Genomic DNA, 14,198 nt, shown 5'->3' on the forward strand with positions numbered 1-14,198 from the left:
TATTATATTTATTTATGTGAATATTTTTGGAGGTGAAACACATGGCAGTTAAAATTCGTTTAAAGCGTATGGGTGCTAAAAGAGCTCCTTACTATCGCGTAGTTGTTGCTGATTCACGTGCACCACGTGACGGACGCTTCATCGAGGAAATCGGTACTTACAATCCGGTTGCTAATCCAGTTGAAGTGAAAATCAACGAAGAGAAAGCTCTTGATTGGATGCTTAAAGGCGCTAAGCCTTCTGATACAGTACGTAACTTATTCTCCACTGCAGGTCTTATGGAGAAGCTTCACAACGCAAAAAACACAAAGTAATTTAACACCTTAGAGGAGGCTTTCTTGAAAGCCTCCTTTGGTGTATCTAGGTCCATCATTTTTAAAAAGGTGGTAGAGTATAATGGAAGCCCTGGTTGAAACAATTGTAAAAGCTCTTGTCGATTATCCTGATGATGTTCGTGTTGAAAAAGAAGAGACAAGCAGTTTGGATATATACAAGCTTCACGTTCATGCAGAGGACACAGGAAAAGTGATTGGGAAGCAGGGAAAGGTCGCTCGATCAATTCGTACGGTGATGAACGCCGCTGCTGTTCAGTCCAATAAACGTGTACAGTTGGAGATACTTTAGGGGGAGATGAAACTCCTCTTTTTTTGTTTTGGCTCACTCGAATGAACCTTTCAATTCACGTGCCTTTCACCAGATTCATAATCCATATCTAACGTTTATAAAAACTCTCATTGTTCGTAAGGGTTCTTTTTTTATGATAAGCTATATTATCTTATAGTGATGATATCTCGATTTTTGGCTCAATTGAATGAAATATCTGTTTCACTTGCCTTAGCCAAAAATCAATAACATTTATTAACATAGCCTTATGAGAACGTGGATTTAACATCAAATACGAAGGCTTTCCCTTTCAAAAGACTTGGCCAGAAGCCAGGTTTTTCTATTGCATCTATTTATCATGTGAAAATCAGGTCCTATTTACATATGGAGGGCAGCGAGATGAAAATCATTGTAACGTATGATGTGAAACAAATTTTAACTGAAGAAAGCCGGGCTTCCTATCTAGATGAATGGCAAAAAGAACATGCCTCTCTTCTGCGGGAATGTGATCATCTTCAATTTGAAATGAAGCGCCTGCAAAAAAAACGCCCTTCTGATCAAAAGTGGATAGCTGATCAATTCGATAAAGAAATTCGGACAAGATCTGAACGAATGTCATTCCTTGATTTCAAAATGGATCAACTTGATCAGTTGACTTTAGGTTCTGAAATTCACGATGGTGAAATTCAATCCATTCAGGAAGTTCAAATTGGTGACGAGTGGCATGGAAGAGAGCAAAAAGGTAAAATAGTCGTAAAAGATGGGGTTGTGCAAAGCATCTTCCCTGACTCAAAAGGAAAGGATATTATGATATGACAGAATGGCTTAATGTAGGAAAGATCGTGAATACACATGGCGTGCGAGGTGAAGTACGCGTTATTTCTAGAACTGATTTTCCAGAGGAGCGTTATGCAATAGGCAACAAGCTGTACTTGTTTAAGGATGATGAGCCTGTATCTTTAACAGTTTCATCACATAGAAAGCATAAGCAGTTTGATTTGCTTACATTTGAAGGGTTTCACAATATAAACGAAGTACAGCACATGAAAGAAGGTATTCTGAAAGTAAAGGAAGATCAAGGCGGCAAGCTATCAAAAGAAGAATTCTACTACCGTGATATTATCGGGCTTGAAGTTCATACTGAAGATGGCGAATATCTTGGTAAGGTAAAAGAAATTCTTTCACCAGGAGCAAATGATGTTTGGGTTGTTCAAACTGCTGGCGGGGGTAAGGATCTTTTGTTACCATACATCGAGCAAGTGGTGAAACGGGTCGATTTAAGTGAAGGGAAAATTACCGTTCATTTAATGGAAGGACTTCGTGATTAGCATGAAGATTGATGTGCTTTCGCTGTTTCCTGAAATGTTCTCAGGTGTATTTAATCATTCGATTCTAAAGCGTGCTCAGGATAATGGGGCTGTGACTTATAATGTGACCAATTTTCGTGACTATAGTTCGAATAAGCACAAAAACGTTGATGATTATCCTTACGGCGGGGGAGCGGGTATGGTGTTGACGCCTCAACCGGTTTTTGATGCTGTCGCCGATCTTTCAGCAGGAAAGCATCCGCGCGTCATTCTGATGTGTCCTCAGGGAGAAAGGTTTACACAAAAGAAAGCGGAAGAGCTTGCGAAGGAAGATCATCTTATTTTCATTTGCGGTCATTATGAAGGATATGATGAGCGTATTCGAGAAAATCTAGTAACGGATGAGATCTCCATTGGTGACTTTGTCTTAACAGGAGGAGAGCTTGGAAGCATGGTCGTTATTGACAGTGTTACAAGGCTTCTCCCTGGAGTACTAGGTAATGATACATCAGCTCCTATGGATTCGTTTAGTAGTGGTTTACTAGAGCACCCTCACTACACACGCCCTGCTGAGTATGCTGGGTTAAACGTGCCTGATGTGCTTCTATCAGGAAATCATGAGGCTATTCGTAAGTGGCGTCTTAAGGAATCGTTAAGGCGCACGTGGAATAGAAGACCGGATCTTCTTAGAGAGAAAGACTTGACGAAGGAAGAAGAGAAATTTCTTCAAGATATTAAGCGAGAAAAAGAGTGAATTCATTCTTGTAATCTAAAAAGTGCTATGCTATGATAACAGTTGTGGCATTAGTCACGTTATTACGATGTTCCGCTGTAATGAAAGATTATTTATATGAGCATCTGTGTGGAAGGAGGGTTACTTGATGCACAAGTTAATCCAGGATATCACAAAAGACCAACTTAAGTCGGATCTTCCTAATTTCCGACCAGGAGATACTGTGAAAGTTCACGTTAAAGTTGTCGAAGGTACTCGTGAGCGTATCCAGTTATTCGAAGGTGTTGTGATTAAACGACGTGGTGGCGGAATCAGTGAAACATTTACAGTTCGTAAGATTTCTTACGGAGTAGGTGTTGAGCGTACATTCCCTGTACATTCACCGAAAGTTGCTAAGCTTGAAGTTGCTCGTCGCGGTAAAGTTCGCCGTGCTAAGCTATACTACTTGCGTGCACTTCGTGGTAAAGCCGCTCGTATTAAAGAAATTCGATAAAGTTAGACGCGAAAGGGAGCTTGCATTGTCAGGCTCCTTTTTTCTATTGAAAAAAACTCATGTGAAATAAGTAACTTTCTATGATAAAATAAAGCGGGTTATAAAGGTTTGTAGGAAAGGCTAGAGGGGAAAGAAATAGGTAAAAAAGACCCTTTCATTAGGAGGAACGAGCATGAAAAGCACCAAATCAGCAGAGAAGAAAGATTCCTGGGAGTGGATACGTGCGCTCATCATTGCTTTTATACTAGCAGGAGCCGTTCGCTATTTTATTTTTGCTCCCATTGTTGTTGATGGCGAAAGCATGATGCCGACATTACAGGATCGTGATCGGATGATCGTGAACAAAATCAGCTATAATATTGGTGATGCTGAACGTTTCGATATCATTGTATTCGAGGCACCTGAAGGTAAAGATTATATTAAACGAGTGATTGGTCTGCCTGGAGATAAAGTGGAATACAAAGGTGATATGCTTTACGTAAATGGTGAAGCGGTTAAGGAGCCCTATCTAGAACCATATAAAGATGATTTGTTAGAAGGGAACTTAACGTACGATTTTGATTTAACTGGTGTAACTGGTGAAGCTACAGTTCCAGAAGGACAATTGTTTGTGATGGGGGACAATCGCCAGCATAGTAAAGATAGTCGTTCCATTGGCTTCGTTCCTGTTGAAAAAGTTGTCGGAGAAGCAAACGTTATTTTTTGGCCCTTAAATGATATACAAGTAATGGAGTGAGGATCTAGAATTTTTTGATACCTCATGATTTGAGAATAGGTGGAGATGGCATGACGATTCAATGGTTTCCCGGACATATGGCAAAAGCACGCCGGGAGATTACCGAGAAGCTTAAAATGATTGATGTTGTAATTGAACTAGTGGATGCACGCATCCCGCTTGCTTCAAGGAATCCGATGATTGATGAAATAGTTTCTTCAAAGCCAAGACTAATTTTGCTTAATAAAGCAGATATGGCGGATGATCAGAAAACAACTGAATGGAAACACTATTTTCAATCGCAAGGACATAAAGCATTGGCAATTGATTCGCAAACCGGTAAAGGCGTGAAAAGTATTCCTGCAGCAGCAAGAGAGCTAATGAGTGATAAGATTGATCGGATGATCGAGAAGGGCATGAAGCCGCGTGCGGTTCGGGCCTTAATCTTAGGAATTCCTAACGTTGGGAAATCTACCTTGATCAACCGTTTAGCGGGGAAGAAGATTGCTAAAACAGGAGATCGACCAGGTATTACGAAAAAGCAGCAGTGGATCAAAGTAGGCGATGAAATGGACCTTCTCGACACGCCAGGTATTTTATGGCCTAAGTTTGAAGATCAGATAACCGGATATAAACTGGCTGCTACCGGAGCGATTAAAGATGAAATCCTGGATTTTCAGGATATTTCGGTATATGTGCTCAAATTCATGAGTGAATATTATCCTAATCGCTTGAAGGATCGCTACCACCTTGAGGATATACCTGAAGATGTTGTAGAGTTGTTTGATGAAATTGGGAAAAAACGTGGCTTTTTAATGAGTGGCGGCTGGATTGATTACGATAAAACAGCTGAGACCGTGCTTCGTGAGCTTCGAAGTGGTAAATTGGGCGATGTGACACTTGAAACGCCAGAAAGGTAAGGCCATGAGCCTTACCTTTTTTAAATGAACTGAAGAGAAAGAGGAGATTCAATGAGTGAAAAACTAAAGTCAATTAAAGAAATTACCCAGATGTTGAAGCAAGGGCAATATACTAACGATGATTGGGAAGCATGGAAACAGGATACACGCAAAGGTGTGATGAGCTTAATTGCTAGAGAAGGAAAGAAAGAGCAAGAAAAAATAAAAATACTTCAAATGCATGAAGAGATGAGCGTCTTAGAAGCTCATTACAGAGAACAAGGTCGTCTTGCTATAGCGGGAGTCGATGAGGTAGGAAGAGGCCCTTTAGCAGGCCCTGTGGTTGCTTCAGCGGTCATATTAAACCCTGATGTACCTATTCTTGGGCTGCAGGATTCAAAAAAACTGTCTCATGCGAAACTCAATGACTTGTTTGATCAGATACATAAGGATGCTATTTCAATTGGAATTGGCGTTGTTAGTTCAAGTGAAATTGATGAATTAAATATTTATCAAGCAACCAAAAAAGCAATGCAACAAGCCGTTGAGGGATTGAACGTCCAAGCTGATTTCTTACTAGTGGATGCCATGCACATCCCACTACAAATCGATCAGGAATCGCTCATTAAAGGTGACGCGAGAAGTGTTAGTATTGCAGCAGCCTCAATCGTTGCGAAGGTGACACGTGACCGCATGATGGTAAAATTAGCAGAAACTTATCCTCAATATGGATTTGAGCGACATGTGGGGTATGGAACGAAAGAACATCTCGCTGCTCTTGATCAATATGGTGTCACGGATGCACATCGAAAATCATTTGCTCCTGTAAGAGATCGCTTAGGCTTGGTATAAATGGTGTATGAATAGGCTGAAACAGTTGATACTATACCTATTCTAGTGTGAAGGAGCAATCATTTGTGAAAGATCCAGGACGTCCAGACAAAAACGACTCGTTTTATGAAGAAGCCGGAGAGGAATTTGGAGTTTACACACCTGCGGCCGCAAGAGAATTAACGATTACGGATCATAAAAAAAGAGAGCAAGAGAACTCACCTAAAAAAGCAGGAAGAGACGAACGGGAAGAGGGGAGATAGCCCCTCTTCTTTTTTTGTAATTTTAGTCATCAATCTTGTTTCATCAATAAAAAGTTGAAAGTTTCGAGTATCGGTGAGACTCACGCAGCGTTTTTTGCGAAAAGTGGCAATTTTTACATCTAAGAAAGAGCGAAACAATCGCCATACAGCTACTTTCCTGTATAAATTGGAACAATATTTGCAAGAAAGAACAGAGACTTTATGCAAAAGGGTAGACAATCGGTGTGAATTTTCTATACAATGAAAACGTCGTCAAAGATTTGATTGACTAGGATAGGAGGATGAGAGAATGAATATCCATGAATATCAAGGAAAAGAAGTCCTAAGAAGCTACGGGGTATCAGTCCCTAATGGACAAGTCGCATACTCCGCGAAAGAAGCTGTGGACGTTGCAAAACAATTAGACAGCAAAGTTTACGTTGTAAAAGCACAAATCCACGCAGGTGGTCGAGGAAAAGCTGGCGGTGTTAAAATTGCCAAGAACCTTGAGGAAGTTCGTACATACGCTGAGGAGATCCTCGGAAAAACACTAGTTACTCATCAAACGGGACCAGAAGGCAAGGAAGTAAAGCGCTTACTTATTGAAGAAGGTTGCGATATTAAACAGGAATATTACGTTGGTCTAGTACTTGACCGTGTAACGTCAAGAGTGGTCATGATGGCATCTGAAGAAGGCGGAACTGAAATTGAAGAAGTGGCTGAACACAGCCCAGAGAAAATCTTCAAAGAAGTGATCGATCCAGCTGTAGGTCTTCAGGGTTACCAGGCTAGAAGACTAGCATTTAATATTAATATCCCGAAAGAACAAATCAATAAAGCAGTGAAGTTTATGCTTGGTTTATACAAAGTTTTTGTAGAAAAAGATGCTTCAATTGCGGAAATCAATCCTCTTGTAACAACTGGGGATGGGAACGTAATGGCTCTTGATGCTAAATTAAACTTTGATCCAAATGCGCTCTATCGCCATAAAGATATCCTTGAACTTCGTGATCTTGATGAAGAGGATTCAAAGGAAATCGAAGCATCAAAATATGAGCTTAGCTACATTGCTCTTGATGGTAATATCGGCTGCATGGTTAACGGTGCAGGGCTTGCAATGTCTACGATGGATATTATCAAGCATTACGGCGGCGACCCCGCTAACTTCCTTGACGTTGGGGGCGGCGCAACAGCTGAGAAAGTGACGGAAGCCTTCAAAATCATCCTATCAGACAAAAATGTTAAAGGTATTTATGTAAACATTTTTGGTGGGATCATGAAGTGTGACGTTATTGCTGAAGGTGTTGTAGAAGCTACGAAGCAAGTAGGTCTTGAAATTCCGCTTGTTGTTCGTCTTGAAGGCACAAATGTTGATCTTGGAAAGCAAATCCTGAAAGATTCTGGATTAAATATTACCGCTGCTGAGTCTATGGCTGACGGCGCGGAAAAAATCGTTTCATTAGTGAAGTAGAAAGGCGGGACTAGGAATGAGCGTATACATTAATCAAGATACAAAAGTCATCGTTCAAGGAATTACAGGATCAGTTGGTTTATTTCATACACAGCAAATGCTTGAGTATGGTACGAAAATTGTTGGTGGTGTAACGCCAGGTAAGGGCGGTACTGAAGTGGAAGGCGTTCCCGTATTTGATACAGTTGAGCAAGCTGTTCAAAAAACTGGTGCTAATGCTTCTGTCATCTATGTTCCGCCTGCTTTTGCAGCAGATGCGATCATGGAAGCGGTAGACGCTGAAATGGACCTTGCGATTTGTATTACGGAAGGTATTCCTGTCATCGATATGGTGAAAGTAAAGCGTTATATGGAAGGAAAGAAAACACGTCTTGTAGGACCGAACTGTCCTGGTGTGATTACTCCTGATGAATGTAAAATTGGTATTATGCCTGGATACATTCACAAAAAAGGTCACGTAGGAGTGGTTTCTCGTTCTGGTACATTAACGTATGAAGCTGTTCATCAGCTTTCTGAATCAGGAATCGGTCAATCCACTGCTGTTGGAATCGGCGGAGATCCTGTTAACGGAACGAACTTTATCGATGTCTTGCAAGCTTTCAACGAAGATGAAGATACGTACGCCGTCATTATGATCGGCGAAATCGGTGGTACGGCAGAAGAAGAAGCGGCAGAATGGGTGAAAGCAAACATGACAAAGCCTGTCGTTGGATTTATCGGTGGCCAAACGGCGCCTCCAGGAAAGCGCATGGGTCATGCCGGTGCAATTATTTCTGGCGGTAAAGGGACAGCTGACGAGAAGATCAAAACAATGGAGTCGTGCGGAATTAAAGTCGCACCTACACCTGCTGTAATGGGCGAAACGCTCATCTCTGTTCTTGAAGATAAAGGATTACTAGAGAAGTGCACAACACATAAGGCTTAATGGTAATAGCTCCCGTTCGGGAGCTATTTCTCTTATACATAACGAGAAATAATACATTTTAATGCTGATAGGGGAGAGGCATGGTTGAGAACGTTTAGAAGCCGGTTAATTCAGTTACATCAGTGCCGAGGAACTGACTGGAAAGTGCTGCGTTCATTTCTTACATTTGACCCAACGCTTCAAAGCATATATGATATGTCTGCTACTCAGTTAAGACAATTTCACATACCAGGAGAGCATGCGAGCTTATTATATGAAGATCTTCATATGAAAAAACCATGGAGGTTTTCTCATATTAAAGCAGGGGAAATTCGGGCTATTACGAGATTTGACGAAGCATACCCTGAAAGGCTTTCGCATATTTATGATGCACCGTGGGTTATATATTGTATCGGTAACACCGCGCTTCTTAATGAACAACGAGCCCTTAGTGTCGTCGGATCAAGAAATCATTCGCGTGATGCGGAAGCGATGATGAAACTTATTTTAACGCCAATCGTAACGAAAGGTTGGACGATCGTAAGTGGTCTTGCTCTCGGTGTTGATACTCTTGCACACCGGATCGCGCTTGATCACGATGCAGAAACGATTGCCGTCCTTGGAAGCGGGTTTAAGCATATCTACCCTAAAGAAAATCAGCTGCTTGCTTCAATAATTGCCAAAAACGGTCTTCTGCTTTCAGAATATCCACCAGATAGGGGACCAGAAAAACATCAGTTTCCTGAGCGGAATCGAATTATTAGCGGATTATCGCTTGGAACGTTTATTGTAGAAGCAAGAAAACGAAGTGGTTCGTTGATTACTGCTGATCAAGCGATGGATCAGGGACGAGAAGTTTTTTGCTTACCAGGCAGGATGACTGACTCGTACTTTGAAGGAACAAATCGACTTATTCAGCAGGGGGCTAAGCTAGTATTAGAGGCAAAAGATATACTTGATGAATTACCGAATTTTCATGAAAATGAAACTAGCACTATTTGACAAACGAGTTTTGACTATTTAATAATAAGGAAGATTTTAAAATTTACCTCAATGGGGGGAGGAAACGTATTGTGGCAGATTATCTAGTTATTGTTGAATCTCCCGCTAAAGCAAAAACAATTGAAAAATATTTAGGAAAGAAATATCAGGTGAAAGCCTCATTAGGTCATGTCATTGACCTGCCAAGAAGTCAGATGGGCGTTGATGTGGAAAACAACTATGCTCCTAAATATATAACAATACGCGGGAAAGGCCCTGTCCTTAAGGAAATTAAAGATGCAGCCAAAAAAGCGAAGAAAGTCTATCTCGCAGCTGACCCCGATCGCGAAGGGGAAGCGATTGCGTGGCATCTAGCTCACAGTTTGAAGATTGATGAGCAAACTGAATGCCGGGTCGTATTTAACGAAATTACAAAAGATGCGGTAAAGGATGCTTTCAAGCAGCCGAGACCAATTAACATGGATTTAGTGGATGCACAGCAAGCGCGTCGAGTACTTGACCGTCTTGTTGGGTATAACATCAGTCCATTATTATGGAAAAAAGTGAAGAAAGGCCTAAGTGCTGGACGAGTTCAATCCGTTGCAGTTCGCCTTATCATTGAAAGAGAGAAAGAGATTCAGAATTTCCAGGCAGAAGAATATTGGAAAATCAAAGCTTCTTTCGAAAAAGATGGAGAGCAATTCGAAGCTGGGTTTTACGGAGTGGATGGAAAGAAAACAGATCTTCAATCACGTGAAGACGTCGACAACGTGTTAAAGCGCATTGAAGGAGATCAGTTTGAGATCCAATCCGTTCAAAAGAAAGAACGTAAGCGAAACCCAGCCCTTCCATTTACAACATCTTCTCTTCAACAGGAAGCAGCAAGAAAGTTAAACTTCAGAGCGAAGAAAACAATGATGCTTGCTCAGCAGCTTTACGAGGGGATTGCGATTGGTAAACAAGGTACAGTCGGTTTAATTACGTACATGAGAACTGACTCAACACGCATCTCTGAAACAGCGAAGGATGAAGCGAAGGAATACATTCAAGGTAAATATGGAGACACATACTTATCAGCTAAAAAGCCTGCTAAGAAACAATCAGGTAAATCCCAAGATGCTCACGAAGCGGTTCGACCGACATCGGTTATGCGTGATCCATCTGAGATGAAGGCTTACTTAAAGCGCGATCAGCTCCGTTTATACAAGCTCATCTGGGAGCGTTTTGTAGCCAGTCAGATGGCACCGGCTATTATGGACACGATGAGTGTTGATCTTGAGAACAACGGAACGATCTTCCGTGCGACTGGTTCTAAAGTGAAATTCAAAGGGTTTATGAAGGTGTACGTTGAAGGAAACGACGACAATAAAAAGGAAGAAGATAAAATGCTTCCTGACCTTGAAGAAGGCATGGATGTTTCTACGTCAGAAATTGATCCTTCTCAGCACTTCACACAGCCACCGCCGAGATATTCAGAAGCTCGCCTTGTTAAAACAATGGAAGAACTCGGTATAGGCCGCCCTTCTACTTACGCTCCTACGCTTGATACGATTCAACGTCGAGGGTATGTGGCGTTAGAAGATAAGAAATTTGTGCCAACTGAGCTCGGTGAAATTGTATTAGAACTGATTTTGGAGTTCTTCCAGGATATCATCAATATTGAATTCACTGCTGGATTAGAAAATGATCTTGACAAAATTGAGGATGGCGATGCAGAATGGATTTCTGTCATCAATGAATTTTATCAAAACTTCGAAAAGCGGCTGAAAGTAGCCGAGGAAGAAATGAAGGAAGTCGAGATTAAAGATGAACCCGCTGGAGAAGATTGTGAGAAGTGTGGTTCACCTATGGTCATCAAGATGGGACGCTATGGGAAATTCATGGCTTGCTCAAACTTTCCTGATTGCCGTAATACAAAACCAATCCTTAAAGAAGTTGGCGTTACCTGTCCGAAGTGTAAAGAAGGTAATGTTGTAGAGCGAAAAAGTAAAAAGAACCGTCTTTTCTATGGTTGCGATCGTTTTCCTGAATGTGATTTTCTTTCATGGGATAAACCAATCAAGAGACCATGTCCTAAATGCGGTGATTTACTTGTCGAGAAGAAAACGAAGAAAAAGAAAGAAATCAAATGCGTAAACTGCGATTTCGTTGAAGAAGAAAACTAGTAAGGGGTTATGGCAATGAGTAAACATGTGACGGTAATCGGTGCCGGACTTGCTGGAAGTGAAGCAGCGTGGCAACTTGCAAAGCAAGGAGTGGACGTTCATCTCTATGAGATGCGTCCTAAGAAGCAAACGCCTGCTCACCATACCGATAAATTTGCTGAGCTAGTATGTAGTAATTCACTAAGAGCGAATACGTTAACAAATGCAGTCGGCGTTTTAAAGGAAGAAATGCGTCGAATGGATTCAGTTATCATTAAGTCTGCTGACGAATGTGCCGTTCCGGCTGGTGGTGCACTGGCTGTGGATCGTCATGAATTCGCTGCGAAGGTAACGGAGAATGTTAAAAACCATCCAAACGTAACGGTTTTTTCGGAAGAGTGTACAAAAATCCCTGAAGGGCCAACAATTATAGCGACAGGCCCGCTAACTTCTAAGGATCTCTCAGATCAGTTAAAGGCTTTAAGCGGAGAAGAGTACCTATACTTTTATGATGCTGCTGCTCCTATTATCGAAACGGAAAGCATTGATATGGAGAAAGTGTATAAGAAGTCACGCTATGATAAGGGAGAGGCAGCTTACTTAAACTGTCCAATGACGGAAGAAGAATTTAATACGTTCTATGAAGCACTTATTTCAGCTGAAACGGTTCCGCTTAAAGAATTTGAGAAGGAAATTTTCTTCGAAGGATGTATGCCAATTGAAGTAATGGCCCAGCGCGGGCAGAAGACGATGACGTTTGGTCCTCTTAAACCTGTGGGTCTTGAGGATCCTAGAACAGGAAAGCGTCCTTACGCTGTCGTTCAACTAAGGCAGGATAATGCTTCTGGTACCCTATATAATATTGTTGGATTCCAAACGCATCTCAAATGGGGACCGCAAAAAGAAGTGATTCGCTTAATTCCTGGACTTGAGAACGCGGACATCGTACGTTATGGCGTAATGCATCGAAATACGTTTATTAACTCTCCGAACTTATTGAAAGCTACTTACCAATACAAAGATCGCGAGAATCTATTCTTTGCAGGTCAAATGACAGGTGTGGAAGGGTACGTAGAATCAGCGGCATCTGGACTAATCGCTGGATTTAACGCTGCTCGACTAATGAAGGATGAAGAGCCGCTAGTGTTTCCTGAAGAAACTGCGCTTGGTAGTCTAGCGAATTATATTACGACGGCTAATCCGGATAACTTCCAACCGATGAATGCTAACTTTGGTTTGTTCCCACCGCTTGAAACGCGAATTAAAGGCAAGAAAGAGCGTAATGAAACGATCGCTAATCGAGCGTTAGAAACAATTCAGAATTTTGTAAAAAGATTGTAAATTCCTATTGCTAAGGCTTCTAAATTGTGATACGATTTAGAAGCCTTTTGAGGTGATAACGATGAATAACAACCAACAAGCTCATATTCAATCATTTTCTGAGTATCTTCAGATTGAGAAGAATTGTTCACCACATACGATCTCAGGTTACTTACAGGACATTGAACATTTCAAGTCTTTTATGAAGCAGCAGACTATCGATGTCTTTGCTGCTGTTTCTTATGCAGATGTCAGAATATATTTGACTGAGCTTCACGAGCGAGGTTACGCAAGAAAAACAGCAGCGAGAAAAATTTCAACGTTACGAAGCTTATATCGATTCCTTTTACGCGAAAACATTGTTGAGATTAATCCATTTACAATGAGCTCACTACCGAAGCAAGAGAAGCGCCTTCCGCAATTTTTGTATGAAAAAGAGCTCAATGTATTGTTTGATACGCCCGATACGTCGAAGCCGCTTGGTCAAAGAGACAGAGCTTTGCTCGAAGTATTGTACGGGTGTGGCATTCGCGTTAGTGAATGCGTTGCGCTTAATTTAGAAGACATTGATTTTGCGATTGGTACCATTTTTGTAATCGGTAAGGGGCGTAAGGAAAGATATGTACCAATTGGTAGTTTCGCTATAGATGCAATAAAAGAGTATTTAGAGGATGGACGAGTAAAACTCGGTTCGTCCGGAAAAGAGCCGACAAAAGCCCTGTTTTTAAACTTTAGAGGTAGTCGCGTGACAGCAAGAGGCGTACGAACAATTTTAGATAAGATTGTGAAAGACGCTTCGCTGCATGTACATATAAGTCCCCATGTGATGAGACACACATTCGCAACACATTTACTGAATGAAGGGGCAGACTTACGATCTGTTCAGGAGCTTTTAGGACATTCCGATTTATCATCTACTCAGATCTATACCCATGTGACGGGAGATCGATTGCGAAATATATACATGAACCATCACCCAAGAGCTTAATAGCTCGGGAGGAGGAACTTATGGGAGACTTTCATTCAACGACGATATTTGCAGTACAGCATAATGGAGAGTGCGCAATGGCCGGTGATGGCCAGGTGACATTTGGCAATGCCGTAGTCATGAAACATACGGCTAAGAAAGTAAGAAGGTTATTTCATGGGAAGGTGGTTGCTGGATTTGCAGGATCAGTTGCGGACGCATTCACTCTTTTTGAGAAATTCGAAAGCAAACTGGAAGAATTCGGCGGTAACCTACAGCGTGCTGCTGTTGAACTCGCAAAAGAGTGGCGCAGTGACCGTGTACTAAGAAAGCTTGAAGCCATGTTAATCGTTATGAATAAGGATGAGCTTCTGCTTATCTCAGGTACTGGTGAAGTGATCGAACCTGATGATGGCATTCTTTCCATTGGTTCAGGTTCTAACTACGCACTTTCAGCAGGTAGAGCTCTTAAGCGATACAGTGATAACAAAACCGCTGAAGAAATTGCGCGGGCCTCTATGGAAATTGCATCAGAAATTTGCGTGTACACAAATGATCAAATTATCGTAGAAACCATTTAGTATATAA

General features: G+C 41.5%; 17 protein-coding genes. All 17 read left to right on the plus strand.

Translation table 11 applies throughout. From position 1 onward, the window contains the following. Positions 1-41: 41 nt before the first annotated feature. The 17 genes from rpsP (at position 42) to hslV (ending at position 14,191) form a co-directional block, all read left to right on the plus strand. Positions 42-314, plus strand: coding sequence for a 30S ribosomal protein S16 (gene rpsP / locus AC0VYV_RS09845; protein ID WP_098443358.1), 273 nt, complete (start codon positions 42-44; stop codon positions 312-314). Between the two features lie 82 nt (positions 315-396). Next, the gene (locus AC0VYV_RS09850) at positions 397-624 is read left to right on the plus strand and encodes a KH domain-containing protein (RefSeq protein ID WP_430242706.1); all 228 of its coding nucleotides are present in this window, start codon (positions 397-399) and stop codon (positions 622-624) included. 378 nt (positions 625-1,002) lie between these two features. Then, on the plus strand, positions 1,003-1,419 hold the full coding sequence (locus tag AC0VYV_RS09855) for a YlqD family protein (RefSeq protein ID WP_475374782.1): 417 nt from the start codon (positions 1,003-1,005) through the stop codon (positions 1,417-1,419). Continuing rightward, positions 1,416-1,931 (plus strand): ribosome maturation factor RimM, encoded by a 516-nt coding sequence (gene rimM / locus AC0VYV_RS09860; RefSeq protein WP_430242700.1) that lies wholly within the window; start codon positions 1,416-1,418, stop codon positions 1,929-1,931. The genes AC0VYV_RS09855 and rimM overlap by 4 nt, the downstream gene beginning before the upstream one ends. A 1-nt stretch (position 1,932) precedes the next feature. Next, positions 1,933-2,664: a tRNA (guanosine(37)-N1)-methyltransferase TrmD gene (trmD, locus tag AC0VYV_RS09865; protein ID WP_194222285.1), complete on the plus strand. Its 732-nt coding sequence runs from the start codon at positions 1,933-1,935 to the stop codon at positions 2,662-2,664. A gap of 127 nt (positions 2,665-2,791) precedes the next feature. Further along, entirely contained in the window at positions 2,792-3,136 is a 345-nt protein-coding gene (rplS, locus tag AC0VYV_RS09870; RefSeq protein WP_098443362.1) for a 50S ribosomal protein L19, read from the plus strand. 172 nt (positions 3,137-3,308) lie between these two features. Continuing rightward, the gene (gene lepB / locus AC0VYV_RS09875; protein ID WP_430242697.1) at positions 3,309-3,872 is read left to right on the plus strand and encodes a signal peptidase I; all 564 of its coding nucleotides are present in this window, start codon (positions 3,309-3,311) and stop codon (positions 3,870-3,872) included. A gap of 50 nt (positions 3,873-3,922) precedes the next feature. Further along, on the plus strand, positions 3,923-4,771 hold the full coding sequence (gene ylqF / locus AC0VYV_RS09880; RefSeq protein ID WP_194221406.1) for a ribosome biogenesis GTPase YlqF: 849 nt from the start codon (positions 3,923-3,925) through the stop codon (positions 4,769-4,771). A gap of 51 nt (positions 4,772-4,822) precedes the next feature. Further along, on the plus strand, positions 4,823-5,602 hold the full coding sequence (locus AC0VYV_RS09885; RefSeq protein ID WP_475374783.1) for a ribonuclease HII: 780 nt from the start codon (positions 4,823-4,825) through the stop codon (positions 5,600-5,602). Positions 5,603-5,667: 65 nt separating this feature from the next. Next, positions 5,668-5,844, plus strand: coding sequence for a hypothetical protein (locus tag AC0VYV_RS09890; protein ID WP_303531272.1), 177 nt, complete (start codon positions 5,668-5,670; stop codon positions 5,842-5,844). Between the two features lie 289 nt (positions 5,845-6,133). Beyond that, on the plus strand, positions 6,134-7,294 hold the full coding sequence (gene sucC / locus AC0VYV_RS09895) for an ADP-forming succinate--CoA ligase subunit beta (RefSeq protein WP_194221409.1): 1,161 nt from the start codon (positions 6,134-6,136) through the stop codon (positions 7,292-7,294). 16 nt (positions 7,295-7,310) lie between these two features. Beyond that, positions 7,311-8,219, plus strand: a complete 909-nt coding sequence (gene sucD / locus AC0VYV_RS09900) for a succinate--CoA ligase subunit alpha (protein WP_194221410.1) — start codon at positions 7,311-7,313, stop codon at positions 8,217-8,219. A gap of 84 nt (positions 8,220-8,303) precedes the next feature. Beyond that, the gene (dprA, locus tag AC0VYV_RS09905; protein ID WP_475374784.1) at positions 8,304-9,200 is read left to right on the plus strand and encodes a DNA-processing protein DprA; all 897 of its coding nucleotides are present in this window, start codon (positions 8,304-8,306) and stop codon (positions 9,198-9,200) included. Positions 9,201-9,271: 71 nt separating this feature from the next. Next, a complete protein-coding gene (gene topA, locus AC0VYV_RS09910; protein ID WP_430242685.1) occupies positions 9,272-11,344 on the plus strand; it encodes a type I DNA topoisomerase in 2,073 nt (690 codons plus the stop codon). Between the two features lie 15 nt (positions 11,345-11,359). Continuing rightward, positions 11,360-12,664: an FADH(2)-oxidizing methylenetetrahydrofolate--tRNA-(uracil(54)-C(5))-methyltransferase TrmFO gene (gene trmFO / locus AC0VYV_RS09915; protein WP_427391991.1), complete on the plus strand. Its 1,305-nt coding sequence runs from the start codon at positions 11,360-11,362 to the stop codon at positions 12,662-12,664. A 61-nt stretch (positions 12,665-12,725) separates the two neighbouring features. Further along, positions 12,726-13,631 carry a tyrosine recombinase XerC gene (xerC, locus tag AC0VYV_RS09920; protein WP_475367274.1) on the plus strand — a complete coding sequence of 302 codons (906 nt, stop codon included), beginning with the start codon at positions 12,726-12,728 and terminating at the stop codon, positions 13,629-13,631. Between the two features lie 20 nt (positions 13,632-13,651). Further along, positions 13,652-14,191, plus strand: coding sequence for an ATP-dependent protease subunit HslV (hslV, locus tag AC0VYV_RS09925; RefSeq protein ID WP_098443372.1), 540 nt, complete (start codon positions 13,652-13,654; stop codon positions 14,189-14,191). Positions 14,192-14,198: the final 7 nt, after the last annotated feature.

It is taken from the genome of Anaerobacillus sp. QJM3NY_17 (assembly GCF_056173665.1).

Bases quoted from the DNA above. Each gene is read 5' to 3' on its own strand.
- rpsP (WP_098443358.1), top strand. From the start codon at position 42: ATGGCAGTTAAAATTCGTTTAAAGCGTATGGGTGCTAAAAGAGCTCCT.
- AC0VYV_RS09850 (WP_430242706.1), top strand. From the start codon at position 397: ATGGAAGCCCTGGTTGAAACAATTGTAAAAGCTCTTGTCGATTATCCT.
- AC0VYV_RS09855 (WP_475374782.1), top strand. From the start codon at position 1,003: ATGAAAATCATTGTAACGTATGATGTGAAACAAATTTTAACTGAAGAA.
- rimM (WP_430242700.1), top strand. From the start codon at position 1,416: ATGACAGAATGGCTTAATGTAGGAAAGATCGTGAATACACATGGCGTG.
- trmD (WP_194222285.1), top strand. From the start codon at position 1,933: ATGAAGATTGATGTGCTTTCGCTGTTTCCTGAAATGTTCTCAGGTGTA.
- rplS (WP_098443362.1), top strand. From the start codon at position 2,792: ATGCACAAGTTAATCCAGGATATCACAAAAGACCAACTTAAGTCGGAT.
- lepB (WP_430242697.1), top strand. From the start codon at position 3,309: ATGAAAAGCACCAAATCAGCAGAGAAGAAAGATTCCTGGGAGTGGATA.
- ylqF (WP_194221406.1), top strand. From the start codon at position 3,923: ATGACGATTCAATGGTTTCCCGGACATATGGCAAAAGCACGCCGGGAG.
- AC0VYV_RS09885 (WP_475374783.1), top strand. From the start codon at position 4,823: ATGAGTGAAAAACTAAAGTCAATTAAAGAAATTACCCAGATGTTGAAG.
- sucC (WP_194221409.1), top strand. From the start codon at position 6,134: ATGAATATCCATGAATATCAAGGAAAAGAAGTCCTAAGAAGCTACGGG.
- sucD (WP_194221410.1), top strand. From the start codon at position 7,311: ATGAGCGTATACATTAATCAAGATACAAAAGTCATCGTTCAAGGAATT.
- trmFO (WP_427391991.1), top strand. From the start codon at position 11,360: ATGAGTAAACATGTGACGGTAATCGGTGCCGGACTTGCTGGAAGTGAA.
- xerC (WP_475367274.1), top strand. From the start codon at position 12,726: ATGAATAACAACCAACAAGCTCATATTCAATCATTTTCTGAGTATCTT.
- hslV (WP_098443372.1), top strand. From the start codon at position 13,652: ATGGGAGACTTTCATTCAACGACGATATTTGCAGTACAGCATAATGGA.